The 21,546-nt window shown below is 57.7% G+C and carries 21 protein-coding genes; 18 read left to right on the forward strand and 3 right to left on the reverse strand.

Translation table 11 applies throughout. The features are described 5' to 3' along the window. The first annotated feature begins 6 nt into the window (after positions 1–6). The 8 genes from ACR0EL_RS03275 to ACR0EL_RS03310 all read left to right on the forward strand — a co-directional run bounded on the left by ACR0EL_RS03275 (position 7) and on the right by ACR0EL_RS03310 (position 7,067). Complete coding sequence (locus ACR0EL_RS03275; protein ID WP_480498154.1) at positions 7–816, forward strand: glutamate racemase; 810 nt, start codon at positions 7–9, stop codon at positions 814–816. A 94-nt stretch (positions 817–910) separates the two neighbouring features. Continuing rightward, entirely contained in the window at positions 911–1,939 is a 1,029-nt protein-coding gene (gene argC, locus ACR0EL_RS03280; RefSeq protein WP_480498156.1) for an N-acetyl-gamma-glutamyl-phosphate reductase, read from the forward strand. Positions 1,940–1,946: 7 nt separating this feature from the next. Further along, positions 1,947–2,393 (forward strand): cytochrome c maturation protein CcmE, encoded by a 447-nt coding sequence (gene ccmE, locus ACR0EL_RS03285; protein WP_480498158.1) that lies wholly within the window; start codon positions 1,947–1,949, stop codon positions 2,391–2,393. Between the two features lie 151 nt (positions 2,394–2,544). Beyond that, positions 2,545–3,156 (forward strand): holin-associated N-acetylmuramidase, encoded by a 612-nt coding sequence (locus ACR0EL_RS03290; protein WP_480498160.1) that lies wholly within the window; start codon positions 2,545–2,547, stop codon positions 3,154–3,156. Continuing rightward, entirely contained in the window at positions 3,147–3,725 is a 579-nt protein-coding gene (locus tag ACR0EL_RS03295; RefSeq protein ID WP_480498162.1) for a holin family protein, read from the forward strand. Before ACR0EL_RS03290 ends, ACR0EL_RS03295 begins: the two co-directional genes overlap by 10 nt. Before the next feature lie 75 nt (positions 3,726–3,800). Next, positions 3,801–5,765, forward strand: a complete 1,965-nt coding sequence (locus tag ACR0EL_RS03300; RefSeq protein WP_480498164.1) for a heme lyase CcmF/NrfE family subunit — start codon at positions 3,801–3,803, stop codon at positions 5,763–5,765. Then, the gene (locus ACR0EL_RS03305) at positions 5,762–6,217 is read left to right on the forward strand and encodes a cytochrome c-type biogenesis protein (RefSeq protein ID WP_480498166.1); all 456 of its coding nucleotides are present in this window, start codon (positions 5,762–5,764) and stop codon (positions 6,215–6,217) included. Before ACR0EL_RS03300 ends, ACR0EL_RS03305 begins: the two co-directional genes overlap by 4 nt. A gap of 73 nt (positions 6,218–6,290) precedes the next feature. After that, entirely contained in the window at positions 6,291–7,067 is a 777-nt protein-coding gene (locus tag ACR0EL_RS03310; RefSeq protein WP_480498168.1) for an enoyl-CoA hydratase-related protein, read from the forward strand. A gap of 6 nt (positions 7,068–7,073) precedes the next feature. Here ACR0EL_RS03310 and bmt read toward each other — a convergent pair whose 3' ends face one another. Both bmt and ACR0EL_RS03320 read right to left on the reverse strand, forming a co-directional pair. Further along, positions 7,074–8,087 carry a betaine--homocysteine S-methyltransferase gene (bmt, locus tag ACR0EL_RS03315; RefSeq protein WP_480498170.1) on the reverse strand — a complete coding sequence of 338 codons (1,014 nt, stop codon included), beginning with the start codon at positions 8,085–8,087 and terminating at the stop codon, positions 7,074–7,076. Between the two features lie 124 nt (positions 8,088–8,211). Next, entirely contained in the window at positions 8,212–8,532 is a 321-nt protein-coding gene (locus ACR0EL_RS03320; protein ID WP_480498172.1) for a DUF1476 domain-containing protein, read from the reverse strand. Between the two features lie 186 nt (positions 8,533–8,718). Here ACR0EL_RS03320 and purC point away from each other — a divergent pair, with 186 nt between their 5' ends. The 7 genes from purC (at position 8,719) to ACR0EL_RS03355 (ending at position 17,722) form a co-directional block, all read left to right on the forward strand. After that, positions 8,719–9,474, forward strand: a complete 756-nt coding sequence (gene purC, locus ACR0EL_RS03325; protein WP_480498424.1) for a phosphoribosylaminoimidazolesuccinocarboxamide synthase — start codon at positions 8,719–8,721, stop codon at positions 9,472–9,474. 142 nt (positions 9,475–9,616) lie between these two features. Beyond that, the gene (locus ACR0EL_RS03330; RefSeq protein WP_480498174.1) at positions 9,617–10,282 is read left to right on the forward strand and encodes a MarC family protein; all 666 of its coding nucleotides are present in this window, start codon (positions 9,617–9,619) and stop codon (positions 10,280–10,282) included. Between the two features lie 113 nt (positions 10,283–10,395). Further along, on the forward strand, positions 10,396–10,626 hold the full coding sequence (gene purS / locus ACR0EL_RS03335) for a phosphoribosylformylglycinamidine synthase subunit PurS (RefSeq protein WP_117872765.1): 231 nt from the start codon (positions 10,396–10,398) through the stop codon (positions 10,624–10,626). 25 nt (positions 10,627–10,651) lie between these two features. Beyond that, positions 10,652–11,320, forward strand: a complete 669-nt coding sequence (gene purQ / locus ACR0EL_RS03340; protein ID WP_480498176.1) for a phosphoribosylformylglycinamidine synthase subunit PurQ — start codon at positions 10,652–10,654, stop codon at positions 11,318–11,320. 36 nt (positions 11,321–11,356) lie between these two features. Continuing rightward, the gene (locus tag ACR0EL_RS03345; RefSeq protein ID WP_353007410.1) at positions 11,357–13,135 is read left to right on the forward strand and encodes a sensor histidine kinase; all 1,779 of its coding nucleotides are present in this window, start codon (positions 11,357–11,359) and stop codon (positions 13,133–13,135) included. A gap of 11 nt (positions 13,136–13,146) precedes the next feature. Then, entirely contained in the window at positions 13,147–14,481 is a 1,335-nt protein-coding gene (locus ACR0EL_RS03350; protein ID WP_170536901.1) for a sigma-54-dependent transcriptional regulator, read from the forward strand. Positions 14,482–14,992: 511 nt separating this feature from the next. Further along, positions 14,993–17,722 carry an Rne/Rng family ribonuclease gene (locus ACR0EL_RS03355; RefSeq protein ID WP_480498426.1) on the forward strand — a complete coding sequence of 910 codons (2,730 nt, stop codon included), beginning with the start codon at positions 14,993–14,995 and terminating at the stop codon, positions 17,720–17,722. A 59-nt stretch (positions 17,723–17,781) separates the two neighbouring features. Here ACR0EL_RS03355 and ACR0EL_RS03360 read toward each other — a convergent pair whose 3' ends face one another. Beyond that, positions 17,782–18,015: a sulfurtransferase TusA family protein gene (locus ACR0EL_RS03360; RefSeq protein WP_480498428.1), complete on the reverse strand. Its 234-nt coding sequence runs from the start codon at positions 18,013–18,015 to the stop codon at positions 17,782–17,784. A 105-nt stretch (positions 18,016–18,120) separates the two neighbouring features. On the opposite strand from ACR0EL_RS03360, the gene ACR0EL_RS03365 reads away from it, so the two are divergent. The 3 genes from ACR0EL_RS03365 to ACR0EL_RS03375 are packed head-to-tail and all read left to right on the forward strand — an operon-like array spanning position 18,121 to position 21,489. Continuing rightward, positions 18,121–18,873 (forward strand): cytochrome c biogenesis CcdA family protein, encoded by a 753-nt coding sequence (locus ACR0EL_RS03365; protein ID WP_480498178.1) that lies wholly within the window; start codon positions 18,121–18,123, stop codon positions 18,871–18,873. A gap of 55 nt (positions 18,874–18,928) precedes the next feature. Next, positions 18,929–20,143 (forward strand): hypothetical protein, encoded by a 1,215-nt coding sequence (locus ACR0EL_RS03370; RefSeq protein ID WP_480498180.1) that lies wholly within the window; start codon positions 18,929–18,931, stop codon positions 20,141–20,143. Next, the gene (locus ACR0EL_RS03375) at positions 20,140–21,489 is read left to right on the forward strand and encodes a cytochrome P450 (RefSeq protein ID WP_480498182.1); all 1,350 of its coding nucleotides are present in this window, start codon (positions 20,140–20,142) and stop codon (positions 21,487–21,489) included. The genes ACR0EL_RS03370 and ACR0EL_RS03375 overlap by 4 nt, the downstream gene beginning before the upstream one ends. Positions 21,490–21,546: the final 57 nt, after the last annotated feature.

The following is a 21,546-nucleotide window of genomic DNA, read 5'->3' on the forward strand; positions in this document are numbered from 1 at the left end:
GGGCAAATGGCAGTAGGCATCTTTGATTCCGGTTTGGGCGGTCTGACCGTCCTGAACGCCGCGCAGAAACACCTGCCGGACGTTGATTTCTTGTATTATGCGGACAGTGCGCATGCACCCTACGGCGTGCGCGATTCCGACGATATCTATCAGCTGACCCGTAAGGCCGTGCACGACCTGTGGGATCGCGGCTGCAATCTTGTGATTCTGGCCTGCAACACCGCAAGTGCGGCGGCGCTGCGGCGGATGCAGGAGGCCGGTGTGCCCGAGGGCAAGCGGGTTCTGGGCGTCTTTGTGCCCCTGATCGAGGCGCTGACAGAACGGCAGTGGGGCGACAACTCACCCCCGCGGGAAGTGGCGGTTAAGCATGTGGCGCTGTTTGCCACGCCTGCAACCGTGTCCAGCCGCGCGTTTCAACGGGAACTGGCGTTCAGGGCGATTGGTGTCGATGTCGAAGCACAGGCCTGCGGTGGCGTGGTCGATGCCATTGAAGACGGCGATTTGATTCTGGCCGAAGCGCTGGTGCGCAGCCATGTGGATGCGTTGAAACGCAAGATGCCAGACCCTCAGGCCGCTATTCTGGGCTGTACACACTATCCCTTGATGGCCGAAACCTTTCAGGCGGCTTTGGGCCCGGATGTGCAAGTGTTCAGCCAGGGTGATCTGGTTGCCGAAAGCCTGGCGGACTATCTGCAGCGCCACCCGAATATGCTGGGCGAGGGCGCTGGCGGGTTCCTGACCACGGGTAAGCCGGGTTTTGTCAGCGACCGTGCGACCCAGTTCCTCCGACGACAAATCACGTTCGAGGCGGCCTGACCTAGGTCAAGGCGCATCCTTTCCGAAATTCTGAATATAAAGACCGTCACATCGGCGGTCACATCCCGTGACACATGAAAAGAAGAGGTCTGATATGACCCACAAAATCGCAATTCTGGGTGCCTCTGGATATACCGGCGCTGAACTGGTGCGGCTGATTGCCGAGCACCCGAATATGGACATCGTTGCCCTGGCCGCCGAGCGTAAGGCCGGGCTGTCAATGGCGCAGGTTTTTCCGCATCTGCGCCATATGGACCTGCCGGATCTGTGCAAAATCTCGGAAATCGATTTCTCGCAGATCGATCTGTGTTTCTGCGCCTTGCCACATAAGACCAGTCAGGAAGTCATCCGGGATTTGCCAAATGACCTTAAAATCATCGATCTATCTGCGGATTTCCGGCTGCAGGACCCGGATGAATACGAGAAATGGTATGGCAACCCGCATAGCGCGTTGGAACAGCAGGAAGAGGCTGTTTACGGCCTGACTGAATTCTACCGAGACGACATTCGCACAGCGCGGCTGGTCGCTGGCACGGGTTGCAACGCGGCAACCGGGCAATATGTGCTGCGGCCGCTGATCAGCGCCGAAGTGATTGATCTGGACGATATCGTTCTGGACCTGAAATGCGCAGTGTCCGGGGCAGGGCGGTCGCTTAAGGAAAACCTGTTGCATGCTGAGTTGAGCGAGGGCGCAAATGCCTATGCTGTCGGAGGCACGCATCGGCATCTGGGGGAGTTCGATCAGGAGTTTTCCAGGCTTGCTGGCCGGACCGTGCATATACAGTTTACACCCCACCTGATCCCGGCCAATCGGGGTATTCTTGCGACCAGCTACGTGAAGGGCGATCCGCAAAGCGTCTATGAAACGCTTTTTAAGGCATATGCGGACGAGCCTTTCATCGAAGTGCTGCCAATGGGCGAGGCCCCATCGACCCACCATGTGCGCGGCTCGAACTTTTGCCATATCGGAGTAGTTGCGGATCGGATTGAGCGGCGCGCGATCGTTGTTGCGGCGCTGGATAATCTGACAAAAGGTAGCAGCGGTCAGGCCTTGCAGAACGCCAATCTGATGTTAGGTGAGGACGAAACCAAAGGCCTGATGATGGCCCCGCTTTTCCCGTGAGGACGGTATGAAATCGCTCAAGAAACGTCGTCGGATACAGGTTATTCTGGTCGCGGTGGTTGCTTTGGCGGCCTCAACGGCGTTGATTGGGTGGGCCTTGCAGGATGGGATCAATTTCTTCCGGTCGCCAAGCGAAGTGATAGCCGAGCCGCCGGAGCCTACGGAAGTTTTCCGGATTGGTGGCCTAGTCGCGGAAGGCTCGATCCAGCGTGGGCAGGGCGAGACTGTGCGCTTTGTCGTCACCGATGGTGGTGAAAGCGTGCCGGTGGCCTTTACCGGTGTATTGCCCGATCTGTTTTCGGAAAACCAGGGGATGGTTGGGACCGGGCGTTACGTGAACGGTGTGTTTGAAGCGACTGAAATCCTGGCCAAACATGACGAGACCTATATGCCGAAAGAAGTGATGGACGCGCTGAAAGAACAAGGCGTTTATCAAGAGCCCAGCGACAGTTGAACGCAGCGCTGCTGCGTGCCTCCGGCAGAGGTATTTTGAAACAGAAGAACAAGGGGCGTTGCGCGCGAAGGGCGGGCAGCGCCCTGTGTCGTTTGAGGATATTAAGCTTACTGCCGGACCGTTTCACCTGACAGAGCATTCGGGGGACGACATGCAGACGGTTCGGGATATAGCGACAGAGATTATGGCGCGCGAAGGTGGATTTGTGCATGATCCGGATGATCCCGGTGGTGCGACGAATTTTGGTGTGACCATTCACACCCTGCGGCGGCTGGGACTTGATCTGACAGGTGACGGTCGGATTGACACGAGCGATGTGCGCGCGCTGAGCAAGCGGCAGGCGATTGACATTTTTGTGCGGCATTACTTTGAAAAACCTCGGATTTCAGAGTTGCCCGTGGTACTGCACGCGTCGGTTTTTGACATGTATGTGAATGCGGGCAGCCAGGCCGTGAAAATCCTGCAGCGTTTGTTGCGCGAGATGGGGTTTGACGTCGCAGTGGACGGCGTGATCGGTCCGAAGACAACGCGCGCCTGCGCGCAGGCGGCCCTGCCGGGGGAATTAGCCTTGCGCGATGCATATGGGGTGGCGCGACGGAACTACTATTTTCGCTTGGCCGATCGCAGGCCTGCCTCGCGCAAATATGCGCGCAGCCGTTCAGGCGGCAAAGGGGGCTGGATCAAACGGGCGGAGGAGTTTTTGTCTCCAAAATACCACCTGAGCGACGCGCAGTTTCAGGAAAGGGTCGCAGCATGGGGCTGATATCGGGCATTCTGGGTTTTCTGTTTGGTGGCGGGCGCAATGTTGTGCGTGAAACGGCAGAGGTTTTTCGGGAAAACGCCGAAGAGGGTGCGCAACGGGCATTGACGGTTCAAAGCCAGGCGATGGCGCAGTTCGGGGCAGAGTTTCAGGTGCCGCGTAAGGGCAGTTTTGACCGATTTATGGATGGTTTGAACCGTTTGCCCCGCCCAGCGCTGGCTTTGGGGACGTTGGGCTTGTTCGTGGCTGCGATGATCGATCCCTTGTGGTTTGCGGCCCGGATGCAGGGCATTGCACTGGTGCCGGAACCGCTTTGGTGGCTTTTGGGTGTGATCGTCTCGTTTTATTTCGGCGCGCGCCATCAGGCCAAGGCGCAGGAGTTGCAGCGCGAGATTTCGGATACAATGACGCGTGCACCCAAGGTGTTGGCCAATTTGCGTAGCTTGGCGCAAATGCGCAGTGACAGCCCCGGCATTGCCGATCCGGGCCCGGATGCGGGTTTGCAGATTGAGGTCGCACAAGCGGACGACAATCCGGCCCTGACCGAATGGAAACGGCTGAGACACGCCTGAGCCGCGACACTATGTTCGGAAGAAATGGGCGAAAGTGATTGGCGCGCCACGTACCTGAGGGATATATCCTGAGCCATGATTACAGAGCTTGGTCACTTCGCCCTCATCCTCGCCTTTATGATTGCCATCGTTCAAAGCGTGGTCCCCCTGATCGGGGCCGCGAAACGCTGGACCGGATGGATGGTCTTTGCCGAACCTGCGGCGATCTCCCAATTTTTGCTGACGGCGTTTTCCTTTGGGGCACTGGTCTGGGCATTCACAACCTCGGACTTCTCGCTTCGGATCGTGGTGGAAAACAGCCATTCGGCAAAACCGATGATCTATAAGATCAGCGGAACCTGGGGCAACCACGAAGGATCTATGCTGTTATGGGTTCTGATCGTGACCTTGTTCGGGGCCATGGCGGCACTGTTTGGCGGCGGGCTGCCACCCACCTTGAAAGCGCGTGTTCTGGCGGTTCAATCGGCCGTCGCCGTGGCTTTTTTTGCGTTTATTCTGTTTACGTCGAACCCATTTGATCGGCTGGCAATTGCGCCATTTGATGGGCGCGATCTCAATCCCTTGTTGCAGGACCCCGGCTTGGCGTTTCACCCGCCGTTTCTGTATCTGGGCTATGTAGGCCTGAGCATGTCGTTCAGTTTTGCCGTTGCAGCACTGATCGAAGGTCGGGTCGATGCGGCCTGGGGTCGGTGGGTGCGGCCGTGGACACTGGCGGCCTGGGTGTTTCTGACGATTGGTATCGCACTTGGGTCCTGGTGGGCCTATTACGAGCTTGGCTGGGGCGGGTTCTGGTTCTGGGACCCGGTTGAAAACGCCTCGTTCATGCCCTGGTTGCTGGCGGCAGCATTGTTGCATTCGGCCATCGTTGTTGAAAAACGTGAGGCGTTGAAAAGCTGGACCATTCTTCTGGCGATCATCGCCTTCGGATTCTCGCTGATCGGAACATTCATTGTCCGCTCGGGGCTTCTGACATCAGTCCACGCCTTTGCCACCGACCCGGAGCGGGGTGTGTTCATTCTGATGATTCTGGTCTTTTTCACCGGCGGTGCGCTAACCCTGTTCGCGGCACGCGCCCAGACGATGGAGGCCAAGGGTGTGTTTGGCGTCGTCAGCCGCGAAAGCGCGCTGGTGGTAAACAATGTCCTGCTGGCGGTCAGCTGTTTCGTGGTCTTCGTGGGAACGATGTGGCCGATGGTGGCCGAGATGATGTTTGACCGGACGCTCTCGGTTGGGCCGCCGTTTTTCAACTTTGCCTTCACTCCCTTCATGGTGCTGCTGGGGTTAGTTCTGCCAATCGGTGCATTGCTGCCGTGGAAGCGCGGCAGACTTGGAAAAACCGCATGGTCTTTGCGCTATGCGTTTCTGCTGGCGCTGGCTTTGGCGCTTTTGGTGTGGGCCATGCAGACGGGGCGTAGCGCACTGGGGCCAGTGGGGCTGTTTCTTGGGGTCTGGATCACCTGCGGCGCAATCATCGATCTTTGGAGCAGAACAGGCCGAAAGGGCAGCCTCGGGCGCTTGTTCCGATTGCCCGGTGCGGATTGGGGCAAGGCGATTGCCCATACCGGTTTGGGTGTCACGATCTTTGCGATTGCTGGCCTGACCGCGTGGGAGGTTGAAGACATCCGTGTTGCCCAGCCCGGAGCACCTTTTGAAGTTGGACAGTTCACCCTGACGCTGGAAGATGTGCGGCGTGTTCAAGGGCCGAACTATTTCTCGACCATGGCCGATATCTCGGTCGAGACAAACGGTCGGTCCTTGGGAATGCTGCATCCTGAAAAGCGGGATTATCCGGTTGCACGTATGCCCACGACCGAAGCCGCGATTGACTATCGCATTTGGCGAGACCTCTATGTGGTGATCGGTGACCAACAGGCCGATGGGGGTTGGGTCGTGCGGACCTATATCAAACCTTTCGCCAACTGGATTTGGGCAGGATGTATCCTGATGGCCTTTGGGGGCGTTTTCAGCCTGTGCGATCGACGCTTTCGGGTGGCTGCTGGCGCACGCAAAACGCCTGCGTCCGGGGTGCCTGCGGAATGAAACGCCTGATCCTGATCCTAATGCTGTGGGTTGCCCCGGCATATGCTGTGCAGCCTGATGAAGTTCTTGAAGATCCGGTGCTTGAGCAGCGGGCCCGTGATCTGAGCGCCGAATTGCGGTGTCTGGTCTGCCGGAACGAAAGCATTGATGAAAGCAACGCGGATCTGGCTCGCGATCTGCGTCTTTTGGTCCGCGAGCGTCTGGTTGCCGGAGATACTGACGAAGAAGCGATGGCCTTTATCGTCGACCGATATGGTGAATATGTGCTTCTTAGGCCGCAAATTTCAGGCGCCAACCTAGTGCTGTGGCTTGCAGGGCCGTTCATGTTGTTGGCTGCAGCGGGCATGGGATGGGCGTTTGTCCGCAATCGGTCAATGGCTCAAGCAGTTGAGGCTGATGATACGCTCAGCGATGAAGAAAAAGAGCGGCTGCGCAAGATTCTCGACGGCTGACGTTCGGTTCCACTTTCCCTTGTTGTTCGAATAGGTCAGGGTTCGCAAAACCTGGCGCGAGGGGAGGCTTTACATGAATTACGAAACAATCCTGTTGGATATCACTGACGGTCTGGCCGTTCTGACATTCAACCGCCCGGATAAAATGAACGCACTGACCACTCAGATGCGGGCAGAGATCACCCATGCGATGAAAGAGGCTGCTCGCAATGCGCGCTGCGTGGTGCTGACAGGGGCTGGACCGGCTTTTTGCTCGGGTCAGGATCTTGGCGACGCCTCATCAACCGGAAAAATCGACCTAGAACGGTCCTTGCGCGACGAATATGAGCCGATGCTCGAGTCGATCCACGATTGCCCGGTGCCAACCATTGCAGCAGTAAACGGCGCGGCTGCAGGGGCAGGGGCGAACCTTGCTTTGTGCGCCGATGTGGTGATCGCAAGTGAAAGCGCATACTTCCTGCAGGCCTTTGCCCGGATCGGTCTGTTGCCTGATGCTGGTGGCACCTGGTTCATGCCGCGCCAGATGGGTTTGGCCAAAGCTATGGGCGCAGCACTTTTTGCCGAAAAGATCAGTGCCCGTCAGGCCGATGATTGGGGCCTGATCTGGGAAGCGGTTGCCGATGACGACTTCGCCGCGCATTGGCGCAAGCGCGCCGAGTATCTGGCCACTGGCCCAACAGCTGGTTTCGCAGCCATAAAAACGGCCCTGCGCGGTACATATGAAAACACGCTGACCCAGCAGCTCAAGACCGAGGCGAGCTTGCAAGGTGACTGCGGGCGCTCGCGTGACTTTGCCGAAGGTGTCGTGGCCTTTCTGGAAAAGCGCCCCGCCAAGTTCGAGGGGCGCTGAGCGCAATCAGGCCCGGCGGCGCCGACGCGTGCGCCGTTCCGGGGCCGCTTCCTCTCCAGTACCGTCTGAGGCCGACGAAAATGGCCCCAAAGCATCGGTGATCTGATCCAGCGTCGGGCGTTCAGCCCTTGGGGTCGTATCCAATGCCTCGCGCATTTTCTCGACATGGGCAGGCATTGTGCCACAACAACCGCCGATGATCTTTGCGCCCGCATCCCGCGCCATGACGGCGTACTGGGCCATCAGATCAGGCGTTCCGTCATACTTGATGCTGCCATCTACATATTTCGGGATGCCTGCATTCCCTTTGGACACCAGCGGGCGCTGAGTGCCCTGCGCTACAAATCCCAGAACGGTGCGCATAATATCCGATGAGCCGGTGCCGCAATTGGCCCCAAAGGCCAGTGGCGGGTTCTCAAAAGTTTCAACCAGCTGCGCCAGATCGGCGGAGGTTACGCCCATCATCGTGCGACCTGCAGTGTCAAAGCTCATGGTGCCGCACCATGGCATGTCGGCCAGTGCAAAGGCCTCGGCCGCCGCGCGGAACTCTTCTGGGGCGCTGATGGTTTCGACCCACAAGACGTCTGCGCCGCCTTCTTTCAATGCGGCGGCCTGTTCGTGAAACATCTCGACCGCATCGCTGTGCGACAGGCTGCCGACCGGTTCCATGATCTCGCCCGTTGGTCCGACAGAACCGGCCACAATAACGGTGCGCCCGGACGCATCGGCCACTTCGCGGCCAAGCTCTGCCCCGATCCGGTTCAGCTCGGTCACGCGGTTCTGCGCATCATGCAGTTTCAAACGCGCCGCTGTTCCGCCGAATGTGTTGGTCAGGAACAGATCGCTGCCAGCATCGACCCAGCCCTGATACAAAGCCTTGATTTTTTCAGGTGAATCCACGTTCCAAAGCTCGGGCGCATCGCCCGATTGCAGACCCATGTTGAACAGGTTGGTCCCTGTCGCACCATCGGCCAGAATTACATCAGCGGTGTTCAGCAGGTCGGTGAGCGCATTTGTCATTAGAGAAGCCCGAAAATTGGCGCAAAGCGCCATTATGAATAACAGGCGCCCCGTGTCACATGACCGGGGCGTCAAATCAAATTCATAATACTCATGAACATCATGAGCGGTGCTGCAAAGAGACTTAGATGTCGGCCTCAGCCATCACCTGTTCTTTGGCTTCGACCAGAAGTTCCGCCATCTTCGCGCGAATTTTGGCTTCATCGGCAAGATCGCCCAAGTAGCCTTTGACCGCATTGACGACGTCATCTTCGTTGACGTGCTTCAGATCGGTTTGAACCAGCTCCTGACCGTATTTGCGCGCCTGTTCTACGGTTTCGCCCTTCAGGGTCGAGGCCCAGACAGCCATGAACCGGTTGCGGCGCATACGGGCGATGAACTGCATTTTTTCGTCATGCGCAAATTTCGTTTCAAACGCATTTTCACGTTCGTCAAAGGTGGTCATGAGACAGGGACCTCTTGGGTTGCGATTACTCTGTTGATGATATGACCATACGGCAGCACGGGTGCAAGGGATTTGCGCTGTGTCAAAGTCTCGCTGCCTTGCAAACTTGCGGGGAAGGGGGGCATGGACTATGAGGGCGCCAACCGGCGGGACTCATTCCCACTGCTCAGACTGGAAAGGTCGCTTATGGCGCGTCGCAAGAAAATCTATGAAGGCAAAGCCAAGATTCTGTATGAAGGTCCTGAACCGGGCACAATCGTGCAGTATTTCAAGGATGACGCCACCGCGTTCAACGCGGAGAAGAAGGACGTGATTGACGGTAAGGGCGTTCTGAACAACCGCCTGTCTGAATTCTTCATGAACGGTCTGAACCAGATCGGTGTGCCGACCCATTTCATCCGTCGCCTAAATATGCGGGAACAGCTGGTGCGCAATTGCGAAATCGTGCCGCTGGAAATCATCGTGCGCAACTATGCGGCCGGGACCATGTCGAAGCGTCTTGGCATCGCCGAAGGCACGCAGCTGCCGCGCCCGATTGTCGAATATTGCTATAAAGACGATGCTCTGGGCGATCCTTTGGTCACCGAGGAACATATCGCCGCCTTTGGCTGGGCCAGCCAGCAAGATATGGACGATATCCTCAGCCTTGCCCTGCGCGTGAACGATTTCATGAGCGGTGTCATGATGGCCGTTGGCATTCGACTGATCGACTTCAAGATCGAGATCGGCCGCGTCTTTGATGGTGACTACCAGCGATTGATCGTCGCCGATGAGATCAGCCCCGACAGCTGCCGTCTGTGGGATATTGAAACAGGCCAGAAACTGGACAAAGACGTCTTCCGCCGCGATCTGGGCAATCTGACGGATGCCTATTCCGAGGTCGCGCGTCGTCTGGGCGTTCTTCCCAAAAGCAATGTGACCAAGCCGACGCTGATCAACTAAGCGATATTGGTTTGAATTCCATGAAGGCGCCGCTGATCTTTAGCGGTGCTTTTTCTGTTCCAGAACGTTTGACAGCTTATGCGTTCCTGATCATGTTTGGATCTAAGCAGCCAACTTGCTTGCGGTCGGGGTGATCTAACGCATGACGGAATTGTTTGATCAGGCAGTTTTCCTGAAGTTCCTGGCCGCCGTGCTGGCGATTTTCAACCCACTCTATAACATTCCGATCTTCCTGAGCATGACCAAGAACTGTTCTGCTGCGGAACGGCGTCATGTTGCGATTGTTGTTGCAATTTCTGTCACGATAATCGCGTTGGCCGCTGTGCTGACAGGCGAAAGAATCCTTGGGATTTTTGGCATAGATGTGCCGTCTTTCCGGATCGCGGGCGGTATCATCATTTTCGGAATAGGTATGTCGATGCTGAAGGCCGAGGATCGCACCCCTGGCGATCAGGCCGCCGTAGCGGACGGACATCAAAGAAAGCTGAACTTTGCTGTTGTTCCGCTGGCGATCCCTTTGACCATCGGGCCCGGCACGATTGCAATTACCATTGTGTTTTCACATCAGCTGTCTGACGGTACGGAAATCCTGACGCTGGGTGCTGCCATATTGATTGCCTGTGCAATTGTCGGGTTGGGATTGTTGTTCGCGGACCAAATCTCGCGCCTTGTAGGCGAGACGATGATCAACGTTGTGACCCGTATCATGGCGATATTGTTAATGGCCGTTGCGGTCGAGATGGTTTTGACCGGCACATTCCATGCAATCGATGCGCACTATCCCGCTTTGTCCAAGGGTGACGGCTAGGGTACCACCTGCGGCAAACTGCGATCATACAGGGTTGTTCAATGCACCCAACCACGCTATCCCCCGCGCAACGGAATAGGGCCGACCTGCGGCCCCCAGGTGGAGTTGCGAAAATGAAAGCACGGGTGCATGTGATGCTCAAGAACGGGGTGCTTGACCCCCAGGGCGAGGCGGTGCGGCACGCACTAGGCGCCATGGGCTTTGATCAGGTCGAAGGCGTTCGGCAGGGCAAGGTGATCGATCTGGAGCTTGCAGACGGCGCGACCGAGGCGGATGTGACCGAGATGTGCGAAAAGCTGTTGGCTAATACGGTCATCGAGCGTTACGAGATCGAACTGGTCTGATCCAGTCCTATTAGGAGGGTTTGCCATGCGCGCTGCCGTTGTCGTCTTCCCCGGATCGAATTGTGACCGGGATCTTGCTGTGGCTTTCAAGCAATCCGGTTTTCAGGTCGATATGGTCTGGCACAAGGATGCGACGCTGCCTGACGGCGTTGATATCGTCGGTGTTCCGGGCGGATTTTCCTATGGCGACTATCTGCGCTGCGGAGCCATCGCGGCCCAGTCGCCAATCTGTCAGGCGGTGGTCGATCACACCAAACGCGGCGGGTATGCAATGGGGGTCTGTAACGGCTTCCAGATTCTCACCGAAACCGGCATTCTGCCGGGCGCGTTGCTGCGAAATGCGGGCCTGAAATACATCTGCAAAACCGTGGGTCTGAAAGTTGAAACCAGCAGCAGCCCGTTTACCGAAGGCTACAACGCAGGTGACGTGATCGGAATCCCGATTGCCCACCATGACGGCAACTATTTCGCCGATGACGATACATTGTCCACGCTGCAGGATCAGGACCGCGTCGCGTTCACCTATACCGAGAATCCGAACGGCTCGGTCGGGGATATCGCGGGCATCCTGTCGGAAAATCGTCGCGTTCTCGGCATGATGCCGCATCCGGAACGGGCCGCGGATCAGGGGCATGGTGGCACCGACGGTACGGCATTGTTCCGCGCATTGTCGGGCGTCCTGTCGCCAGCGTGACTTGAGGTCAGATCATAGCGCGCGTACCTTCTGGGGATGAGTACAGAGGTTCGCACTGGCTGGTCCAAACTTCTACGACCCTTTCGCGGCGCGCCGCTTGGTTGGCGATTGCGACTGGCCGTTTTTGTCCTATTGGCCGCCACGGTTGTAACGGTCTGGACAACGAACCGTTTGCTGACGGATCGTTTTACCCAAGATACGCGAAATCGGGCCGAGCTCAGGCTGACACTCGATTCGGGCAACCTGGTCAGTGAGCTGCGCCGCAATGCCATTGTGCCGCAATTGTTGGCGCGCGATCCGACGCTGATTTCCGCCCTGCGCTCCAGCGACTATACGCTGTCGACCCAGCGCCTGATTTCATTTGTCGAAGAGATTGGCGCTGCGTCGCTGATGCTGCTTGACAGTGATGGGCGGTCAGTTGCCGCCACTGATCGCAACCGTCTGGGCGAGGCACATCGCAACGCGCCTTATTTCGTTGATGCGATACGGTCAAATTCGACGATTTTCTCGGTCATCCCGCGTGAGGCCGGTGGCTATAGTTTTGTCTATTCACGCCGTATCCAGGGCAACTCGGACATACTCGGCGTGATCGTGGTCGAGGTCGATCTGCAGAAGTTCGAAACTGCCTGGGCGCGGATTGCACATGCGGTGCTGGTCACTGACAGCGCTGGCAACATCATCCTGTCGACCGAACCACAATGGCGCGGGTTGGATGAAGAGGCGGCGATGCTGCGCCAACCACCGCTCAGCGCCATTCAACGCGCGATCCGCGTGACCACGGATTGGACCGCGCTACCACCGGATGCCTATCTTCAGGGTGAGGCGGTGATGCGTATGGAAAAACGCATTCCGTTTCGCGGCTGGCAGATGACATCCTTCACCACATTCGAGTCGGTGCGCGAGCGGGTGAACAGCGTTTTGGCGCTCGAGATTATGGGATTTGCGATTCTTCTGGCGCTTGCCTTCTATGCGCTCAGCCGTCGGGCCACCTTGCGGATGACGCTTTTCCAGCGCGAGTCGGCAGAGCTTCGCGCATTGAACACAAGGCTACAGCGGGAAATTGCTGAGCGGGAACGGGTTGAAAAGACGCTGGATTTGGCCGAACAGACGCTTGCCCAAAGCTCGAAATTGGCGGCGCTGGGAGAGATGTCAGCAGCGGTGAGTCACGAATTGAATCAACCGCTGGCTGCAATGAAAACCTATCTGGCGGGTGCGCGGCTGCTATTGCGCAGAAACCGGCCCGAAGAGGCATTGGCCAGCTTTGGCCGCATCGACGGTCTGATCGAGCGGATGGGCGCGATTACCCGGCAACTAAAATCCTATGCACGCAAGGGGGCGGATGCGTTTTCGCCCGTAAATCTTGGGGAGGCCCTGGCCTCGTCGCTGTCGATGATGGAGCCGCAGTTGCGGCAAAGGCATGTTAAGATCACTCAGATTCTGCCCGAGGAGCCGGTGCTGGTGAACGGAGATCGGATGCGGATCGAACAGGTCATGGTCAACCTGTTGCGCAATGCTCTGGACGCCACCAAATCGGTGGCAGAGCCGGATGTGGAGATCATCCTGGCGGCGGGAGATATGGCGGTGCTGACCGTGCGCGACAATGGCTATGGGATCGATGACATCGAGAATCTGTTCGAGCCGTTCTATACTACCAAGCAGCCTGGCGATGGCGTCGGGCTGGGGCTTGCCATCTCGTCCGGGATCGTGAACGACCATGGCGGACGGCTGACTGCGCGCAACGGCCAGCACGGCGGCGCGGTGTTTGAAATGCAATTGCCCATCTTGGGCAGCGACGGCCTTGAGGCCGCAGAATAAAAGGGAAGACTATGGCCCAAGCCATGAAGATCGCCATTGTTGATGATGAACAGGACATGCGCCAGTCGATCAGCCAATGGCTGGCATTGTCAGGGTATGACACCGAAACCTTTGCCAGCGCTGAGGATGCGCTGAAGGTTCTGGGGCCAGAGTATCCGGGTATTGTGATCTCGGACATCAAGATGCCCGGCATGGACGGCATTCAATTGCTGAAGAAGCTGATGGGGGCAGACAGCACTCTACCGGTCATCATGATCACTGGCCATGGGGATGTCCCGATGGCGGTTGAGGCGATGCGCGTTGGCGCGTTCGATTTCCTTGAGAAACCCTTTAACCCAGACCGCATGTCGGAATTGGCTAAGCGGGCCAGCAATGCCCGCCGTCTGACCTTGGACAACCGAGCCCTGCGCCAAGAGCTATCGGGTGGTACGCAGATCATGAATAAGCTGATCGGCGCCAGCCCTGTGATGGAGCGTTTGCGCGAGGATATTCTGGATCTTGGTCAAGCCGATGGCCATGTGCTAATCGACGGTGAAACCGGGACGGGTAAGACCCTTGTTGCGCACGCTCTGCACGCGGTGGGCAGCCGGGCGGGCAAGAAATTCGTTCTGGTCTCCTGCGCGGCGCTGGAAGAAGAGGCTTTGTCTAAACGTCTATTTGGCCCGATGATGCCCGAGGACGCGCAGCTGCCCGCGATCGAAGAGGCGCGCGGTGGAACACTGGTTCTGGAAGACGTCGAAGCGCTGAGCGACACGCTGCAGGCACGCTTGCTAAGCGTGATGAACGAACAGGGCACCCCGGCAGAAACGCGCATCGTGGCGATTTCCAACCTGCAAGAGGCCGGAAAGACCAGCGAGGACGTGCTGCGTCCCGATCTGTTCTACCGTCTTGCTGCGCTGCGGATCACTATGCCGCCGCTGCGTCAACGGGGTGAAGACATTCTGACCCTGTTCACCCGCCTCAGCGAGCAATTTGCGGAGGAATACGGCTGCGAGGCACCGCAGGTGAGTGCGCAAGAAGCCGCACAATTGTTGCAGGCCCCGTGGCCGGGCAATGTACGTCAATTGATCAACATCGCCGAACGCGCCGTGCTGCAATCGCGGCGTGGGTCGGGGACGATTGCGTCATTGCTGATGTCGGATCACGAGGAAATGCAGCCGGTGATGACCACCGAAGGTAAGCCTTTGAAGGAATATGTCGAAGCGTTCGAGCGGATGCTGATCGACAACACGATGCGCCGCCACAAGGGATCGATTGCCTCGGTCATGGATGAGCTCTGCCTGCCGCGCCGGACTTTGAATGAGAAGATGGCCAAATACGGTCTTCAACGGTCGGATTATTTGTGAACAAGGGGAGGGGGCCAGCCCCCTCTTGAGCCTCCGGCTCAATTCACCCCCGAGATATTTTTGGCCAGATGAAGGGGATCCTGCGCTGTGTTGGCAGGCGGGATGCAGTTTGCCCATTGTGTTTTCCACAGGACTGCTTTTATTGTGTCCGGACGGGCCGGACCTTTTTCGTGTCTTTAAGTCCCGATTTTTGAGTTTCGCTGTTTTGCCGAAGGTGAACGTTGGTTTTCATCGCAAAGCAGACCGATTGTGCCCCTTTCCCCGGGGCAGTGGAGTGCCTGAGCCCGATGCGTCGGGCGAAAGGAATAAATGGGCAGGCGGCGGTGAGCCGCGCCTGTCGGAGAAGAACCGCGATGACGCGCGCGCAACGTTTGAAAGACCGGGCAGGGGGCCAGAGCGCCAGACCCTGCCGCGCGCCGTCTGATATCGCCCTGACAAGACACCTTCCCAAATGCGCCTGTCCGCCTGGACGGGTCAGGACAACGCGTTTGGCGCGGTGCACCAAGGACACATGGCTAAGAAAATGCTTATCGATGCCACCCACGCGGAGGAAACCCGCGTCGTGGTGGTCGACGGAAACAAGGTCGAGGAGTTCGATTTTGAATCCGAAAACAAGCGCCAGCTTGCTGGCAACATCTATCTTGCAAAAGTAACTCGGGTCGAGCCGTCACTGCAGGCGGCCTTTGTGGATTATGGCGGGAACCGGCATGGATTCCTGGCGTTTTCCGAGATTCATCCCGACTACTACCAGATCCCCGTCGCCGACCGTGAGGCGCTGATGGAGGAAGAGCGCGCCTATGCCGAGGCCATGAAGGCCCGGGATGAGGCGGAAGAGGTTAAGCCGAAAAAGCGCCGCCGCTCGCGCGCCAAAGCGGCGGATGTGAAATCCGATGATGCGGTCGAGTCGATTGAAGTGTCGAACGAACCGACCGGCATGGAAACCATCGACCTGGAAGAGGGTGAAGAAGCGGATCTGGCGGTTGAGGAAGGAACCTCGCCGGCGGATCGTGTCGCCGAAAAACCCGTCGAAGAACCGGTTGATGAGATTGAGACCTCCGATGATGCGGTTGCCGAGGAGGTAGCGCAAGAGGGCGTGGAAGACACTGCGCCGGAAGAAGCATCTGAGGCCGAAGCAGAAGCGGTGGCTGAAGAGACCGCGGAACCTGAACAGGTGGAGCCTTCCAACGAGATCGAAGAGGCGAAACCTGACTCCGATACCGATGAAGGTGAAGAGGCTGAAGCACTGACGGACGCGGTTGAAAAAGACGCATCCATCGAATCTGTGGCTGACGAGGATGACAGCGAAGATATTCGCCCGCCGCGCAAGCCTCGCCCTCGTCGGTATAAAATTCAGGAAGTCATCAAAGTCCGTCAGGTTCTGCTGGTACAGGTCGTGAAGGAAGAACGCGGCAACAAAGGCGCGGCTCTGACCACCTACCTGTCTCTGGCAGGGCGCTATTGTGTTCTGATGCCGAACACAGCCCGTGGCGGCGGCATTAGCCGCAAGATCACCAATGCACCTGATCGTAAGAAACTGAAAGAAATCGCTGCTGAGATTGATGTGCCTGCAGGCGCTGGATTGATCATCCGGACCGCAGGAGCCAAGCGTACAAAATCCGAGATCAAGCGCGACTATGAATATCTGCAGCGTCTGTGGGAGCAGATCCGCGAGCTGACGCTAAAATCCATCGCGCCTGCGAAAATCTATGAAGAAGGCGATCTGATCAAACGGTCGATCCGTGATCTGTATAATCGCGACATCGACGAGGTTCTGGTCGAAGGCGAAGGCGGGTATCGCATCGCCAAGGACTTCATGAAGATGATCATGCCGTCCCACGCCAAGAACGTGAAACGATATGAGGACGCGTTGCCGCTGTTCGCGCGGTATCAGGTGGAAAGCTATCTGGCCGGGATGTTCAACCCGACCGTTCAGCTGAAATCGGGTGGCTACATCGTTATCGGCGTGACCGAAGCGCTTGTGGCGGTTGATGTGAACTCAGGGAGAGCAACCAAAGAAGGCTCGATCGAGGAGACGGCGCTCAAGACAAACCTTGAGGCAGCGGAAGAGGTGGCGCGCCAGCTGCGTCTGCGCGACCTGGCGGGTCTGATCGTGATCGATTTCATCGATATGGACGAGCGCAAGAACAACTCTGCCGTCGAGAAGCGTTTGAAAGATAAGCTTAAAACCGACCGTGCGCGCATCCAGGTGGGCCGCATTTCGGGCTTTGGCCTGCTGGAGATGTCGCGCCAGCGTCTGCGCCCCGGCATGCTGGAGGCGACGACGCAGCCGTGCCCGCATTGTCATGGCACTGGCCTGATCCGGTCGGACGACAATATGGCGCTGTCGATTCTGCGTCAGATCGAAGAGGAAGGTACCCGCCGCCGCTCGCGCGAGGTTCTGGTGCGTTGCCCAGTTGGCATTGCAAACTTCCTGATGAACCAGAAGCGCGAGCACATCGCTCAGATCGAGGCGCGCTATGGTCTTTCGGTGCGTGTCGAAGGGGATTTGCATCTGGTCAGCCCGGATTTCTCGATGGAGAAGTTCAAGACGGCCAGCCGGATTGTGCCCGAGGCCACCGCGCCGGTTGTATCTGTCGATGCGTCGCTGATGGATATGGTTGACGAGACCGATGAGGACGAGGTCGAGGACGAAACCGTTCAGGCCGAAGAAGAGGTCAAACCCAAGCGTAAACGTCGCCGTCGTCGTCGTAAGAAGGGTGGAAATTCTGGCGAGCAACAGGATGGCGAGACTGACGCGTCCGAGGCAACTCCCGAAGAGGTAACGCCGGAAGACATCCCAGCGGAAAGCGCTCAGGAAGACCCAGAGGCCACAGGCGAAGACGAAAAACCCGCCAAGCCGAAGCGCCGCCGGGCGCCGCGTCGCAAGAAAAAAGACGCCGAACCCGTTGCGGCAGAGGTTGAGGTGGCGGATGCCGAGGTTCAGCAAGACCCTGAAGTGCAAGCGGCTGAGGATGCCTCGGTTGAACCGTCAGAGCCTGCGACAGAGCCTGAAGTAGCCGAAGTATCGGTCGAAGAAACACCTGCACCAGCAGAGCCCGAACCGGAACAGGCTGAACCCGAAGTAGCCGCTAAAGAATCGGCTGCAGTGGAAGAGGTTGCAGAACCCGTTGCCGAAGAGGTTCAGGCCGAACCCGTTCTGGAAACGGTGGCAGAAGAGCCAGAGCAACCAAGCGAACCTGCTAAGCCCAAGCGGCGCGGTTGGTGGTCGCTGGGCAGCTAAACGAAATACGAAAAGGCGGGCCTGGTGCTCGCCTTTTTCGTTACCTCTTCGGGGCGCGATCAGCCTTGTTTCTGGATCAGATAGACCTGATGCCCGTTCTCTTCGCCTTGCGATACCAGTTTGTGACCAGACTCAGTACAGAAATGCGGTACATCTACGATTGCGGCGGGGTCATCAGCCAATACGCGCAGCACCGCGCCGCCTGGCATGGATTTCAGCCGTTTGCGCGCCTTCAGCACAGGCAGGGGGCAAAGCAGCCCAAGCGCATCAAGGGTCTCGGTTGGATTTGACATAAGGGTCAGATATTTCCACTTTGCCATGGTGTCCAGCGCGCAACCACGAGGTTGTGACCGAATGGCCCCGTGACGAAGCCGCTTTCATACCATATGTGCAGGTCTATGTTCGGAATAGATATCATCGACGCGGGACTTCTGCCTGCCATGTTCATCGCCATGATCGGCGGGTTGATCAGCTTTCTCTCACCCTGCGTTTTGCCGATTGTGCCACCCTATCTGGCCTATATGAGCGGTGTGACCATCAACGAGATGCAGGATGAGGCGCGGGCCCGACGCAAGGCGACGCTGTCTGCGCTGTTTTTTGTGCTGGGTCTGTCGACCGTCTTCTTGCTGCTTGGGTTCACTGCATCGGCTTTTGGCGCGTTTGTGCTGAAGAATCAGGAGCTGTTTGCCAAAGCTTCCGGTGCGGTGGTGATCATCTTTGGTCTGCATTTTCTGAACGTGTTCCGTATCCCGCTCTTGGATCGTGAGGCGCGGGTTGAAACTGGTGATTCCGGAGGGTCCGTATTTGGGGCCTACATCCTGGGTCTCGCCTTTGCCTTCGGGTGGACACCTTGCATCGGCCCTCAGCTTGGTGCGATCCTGTCGCTGGCCGCGTCCGAGGCTTCGGTGGCACGCGGCACGCTGTTGCTGGGCGTATATGCGGCAGGTTTGGGCATTCCGTTTCTGCTGGCAGCGATGTTCCTGAACCGCTCGATGCATGTGATGAACCGGATCAAGCCCTATATGGGTGCGATTGAAAAGGTGATGGGCGGGCTGTTGCTGTTTGTTGGCATCATGCTGATTACCGGTCTGTTCACCGAATTCAGCTGGTGGCTGCTGGAAACTTTCCCGGCGCTGGCGGTACTGGGCTGATCCATCTTACCTTGGCCGCAATGCTGCGTTAACCTGCGCAGCAGAAGGTAAGGCCATGAGCAGTCAGACAAAACAGCCACAGGTGCGCAGGCGGCGGGTGTTCTACATCCCCGGCTACGACCCGATTCCTGCCCGGCGCTACCGTGAGCTGTATCGGACCGAATCCAACCAACAGGCTGCGATTTCAGGATATGACATCTCTATTGCGCCGAAATCAGGTGAGGGGCCGTTTGGCTGGCATGTCACCTCAACTCAGGATGGGGTTGAGGTGCAAACGGATATCGAGGTTCTGGTCTGGTCTGACATCGTGCGCGACAGCATGTCCGGGTCGATCCTGGGGACCTACCTGCAGCTTGCCCGCACGGCCTGGATTTATATCTCAACCGGAACGCTGCGACGTCTTCGTAAGCTGAGGAAAGGACCGGTGATTGCAGCGCTTTATCCTGTCGGGATGCTGCTGTTACAATTGCTCGCCGCATTGGGCGTTGTGGCCGGAGTAACGGCATTACTGGGGATTTGGATTGGCGTTTGGGCGCTGTTGCCCGCGCTCGCCTTGGCCTATGCGCTGCTGCGCTGGTTCCGCCAGATCGACAACCGCTTGTTTGCTTACTACCTGATGCATGACTACGCCTATTCCGCGCGGTTGAATGGGGAAACGCCAGCGGAACTGCAGGATCGTCTGGATCAGTTCGCCGCGCTGATCAGCGCATCCTTGAAAGACGATGTGGATGAGGTTCTTGTCGTTGGCCACAGTTCCGGGGCGCATCTTGGCGTGTCGGTATTGTCGGATGTTATCCGTGGCCGACAGGAAGCGTCGCATGGTCCAGCGTTATCATTCCTGAGCCTGGGGCAGGTGGTCCCGATGGTTTCTTTCCTGCCTAAGGCCGCGAAATTGCGGGGTGATCTGCGGTTTCTTTCGATGCAAGACACAGCGACCTGGGTGGATGTGTCGGCCCCCGGTGATGGGTGTTCCTTTGCGCTTTGTGATCCGGTTGCGGTTTCTGGCGTTGCCGGGTCGAATAAGATCTGGCCTTTGGTCCTATCGGCGGCCTTTACACAAACGCTTTCACCTGAGCGCTGGCACGCGCTGCGTTGGAGGTTTTTTAGGCTGCATTTCCAATATCTCTGTGCCTTTGATCAACCTGGCACCTATGATTATTTCCGCATCACCGCTGGGCCACAGACGCTGGGTGCGCGGTTTGCGAGGCGGCAACCGTCTAAAACCCGCATCGAAACCCCGGTTTCCAAATACAGAAACGTTAGCCCATGACGCCGCCCAAGCCAAAATCCCGCCCGGATCGCGTTTCCCTATGGCGTTACCTGAAACTGTTTCGGCAGGATTTGCTATCAGCGCAGCCTCAGCGCCTTTATCGCGCCTGGATGGCTGAGTTTCGCACGCCGTTCTTTCGATCCTACATGATCAACCAGCCTGATCTGATTGATACAGTCCTTAAGAAAAGACCGGATGATTTTCCAAAATCCAGTCGGATCAGCGAAGGGCTGCGGCCGTTGTTGGGTAACTCAGTATTCCTGACCAATGGCGAGACCTGGAAACGGCAGCGGCGCATCATTGATCCGGCCTTCGAGGGCGGTCGTCTGAAAGACACGTTTCCAGCCATGCGAGAGGCTGCCGAGGCCTGCGTAGAAAGACTGCGCGACAAAACAGGCAAGCAGATCGAATGTGAAGAAATCACCAGCCACGCCGCAGCCGATGTGATTTTCCGCACCTTATTTTCTGTACCAATCGAGAATGAAATCGCCACAGAGGTCTTTCAGAAATTCCGTGCCTATCAGCGCGCGCAGCCTTTATTGAACCTGGCCGCTCTTGTGCCTTTGCCACTTTGGTTGCCCCGGTTTCATTCCAGGAACACCCGTCGAAATGCACGTAACATCCGAGCTTTGATTGAACGGCTGACCTCAGAACGGGCGAACGCGATCGAACAGGGCCGGGCACCAGATGATCTGGCCACGAAGATCATGACCACGGCTGATCCCCATACGGGTAAGCGGTTCAGCACGGATGAGATGGTCGATCAGGTGGCGATCTTCTTTCTGGCAGGGCATGAAACCAGCGCCTCTGCCCTAGCATGGACGTTATACCTGATGGCGCTTTATCCCGAGTGGCAGGACAAGGTTGCATCCGAGGCACAGGCGTTGGACGACCGCGCATTCGCGGCCATGTCACGCCTCAAGATCAGCAGGGATGTCTTCCGCGAGGCGCTGCGCCTCTATCCGCCTGTCCCGATGATGGTGCGGCAGGCCAGCTGTCCTGAAGAATTTCGAAGCCGTGAGATCCGCAAAGGTTCACAAATCGTCATCAGCCCCTGGCACCTGCACCGGCAGGAGAGGTTATGGGACGATCCGGACGCGTTCGACCCCGCTCGCTGGAGCACTGAGAATGGCAAGACCTGTCAGCGAGAGGCTTACATCCCGTTCTCAGCCGGCCCCCGCGTTTGCACAGGTGCTGGCTTTGCGATGGTCGAAGGCCCGTTGATCCTGTCTATGCTGTTACGCGCCTACAAATTCGAAACAATCCCCGGCAAAACACCTGTTCCCGTCGCACATCTGACCGTCAGATCAAAGGATGGCATCTGGTTGCGCATGGTTGAGCGCTAACAAACTACCATCCCCTCACGCCCTGCTGTATTCGGAGGGCAACGGAATCAGTTTTGA

Source organism: Ruegeria sp. AH12, from assembly GCF_056541465.1.

Coding starts and splice junctions, on each gene's coding strand:
- ACR0EL_RS03275 (WP_480498154.1), top strand. CDS start 7: ATGGCAGTAGGCATCTTTGATTCCGGTTTGGGCGGTCTGACCGTCCTG.
- argC (WP_480498156.1), top strand. CDS start 911: ATGACCCACAAAATCGCAATTCTGGGTGCCTCTGGATATACCGGCGCT.
- ccmE (WP_480498158.1), top strand. CDS start 1,947: ATGAAATCGCTCAAGAAACGTCGTCGGATACAGGTTATTCTGGTCGCG.
- ACR0EL_RS03290 (WP_480498160.1), top strand. CDS start 2,545: ATGCAGACGGTTCGGGATATAGCGACAGAGATTATGGCGCGCGAAGGT.
- ACR0EL_RS03295 (WP_480498162.1), top strand. CDS start 3,147: ATGGGGCTGATATCGGGCATTCTGGGTTTTCTGTTTGGTGGCGGGCGC.
- ACR0EL_RS03300 (WP_480498164.1), top strand. CDS start 3,801: ATGATTACAGAGCTTGGTCACTTCGCCCTCATCCTCGCCTTTATGATT.
- ACR0EL_RS03305 (WP_480498166.1), top strand. CDS start 5,762: ATGAAACGCCTGATCCTGATCCTAATGCTGTGGGTTGCCCCGGCATAT.
- ACR0EL_RS03310 (WP_480498168.1), top strand. CDS start 6,291: ATGAATTACGAAACAATCCTGTTGGATATCACTGACGGTCTGGCCGTT.
- bmt (WP_480498170.1), bottom strand. CDS start 8,087: ATGACAAATGCGCTCACCGACCTGCTGAACACCGCTGATGTAATTCTG.
- ACR0EL_RS03320 (WP_480498172.1), bottom strand. CDS start 8,532: ATGACCACCTTTGACGAACGTGAAAATGCGTTTGAAACGAAATTTGCG.
- purC (WP_480498424.1), top strand. CDS start 8,719: ATGGCGCGTCGCAAGAAAATCTATGAAGGCAAAGCCAAGATTCTGTAT.
- ACR0EL_RS03330 (WP_480498174.1), top strand. CDS start 9,617: ATGACGGAATTGTTTGATCAGGCAGTTTTCCTGAAGTTCCTGGCCGCC.
- purS (WP_117872765.1), top strand. CDS start 10,396: ATGAAAGCACGGGTGCATGTGATGCTCAAGAACGGGGTGCTTGACCCC.
- purQ (WP_480498176.1), top strand. CDS start 10,652: ATGCGCGCTGCCGTTGTCGTCTTCCCCGGATCGAATTGTGACCGGGAT.
- ACR0EL_RS03345 (WP_353007410.1), top strand. CDS start 11,357: ATGAGTACAGAGGTTCGCACTGGCTGGTCCAAACTTCTACGACCCTTT.
- ACR0EL_RS03350 (WP_170536901.1), top strand. CDS start 13,147: ATGGCCCAAGCCATGAAGATCGCCATTGTTGATGATGAACAGGACATG.
- ACR0EL_RS03355 (WP_480498426.1), top strand. CDS start 14,993: ATGGCTAAGAAAATGCTTATCGATGCCACCCACGCGGAGGAAACCCGC.
- ACR0EL_RS03360 (WP_480498428.1), bottom strand. CDS start 18,015: ATGTCAAATCCAACCGAGACCCTTGATGCGCTTGGGCTGCTTTGCCCC.
- ACR0EL_RS03365 (WP_480498178.1), top strand. CDS start 18,121: ATGTTCGGAATAGATATCATCGACGCGGGACTTCTGCCTGCCATGTTC.
- ACR0EL_RS03370 (WP_480498180.1), top strand. CDS start 18,929: ATGAGCAGTCAGACAAAACAGCCACAGGTGCGCAGGCGGCGGGTGTTC.
- ACR0EL_RS03375 (WP_480498182.1), top strand. CDS start 20,140: ATGACGCCGCCCAAGCCAAAATCCCGCCCGGATCGCGTTTCCCTATGG.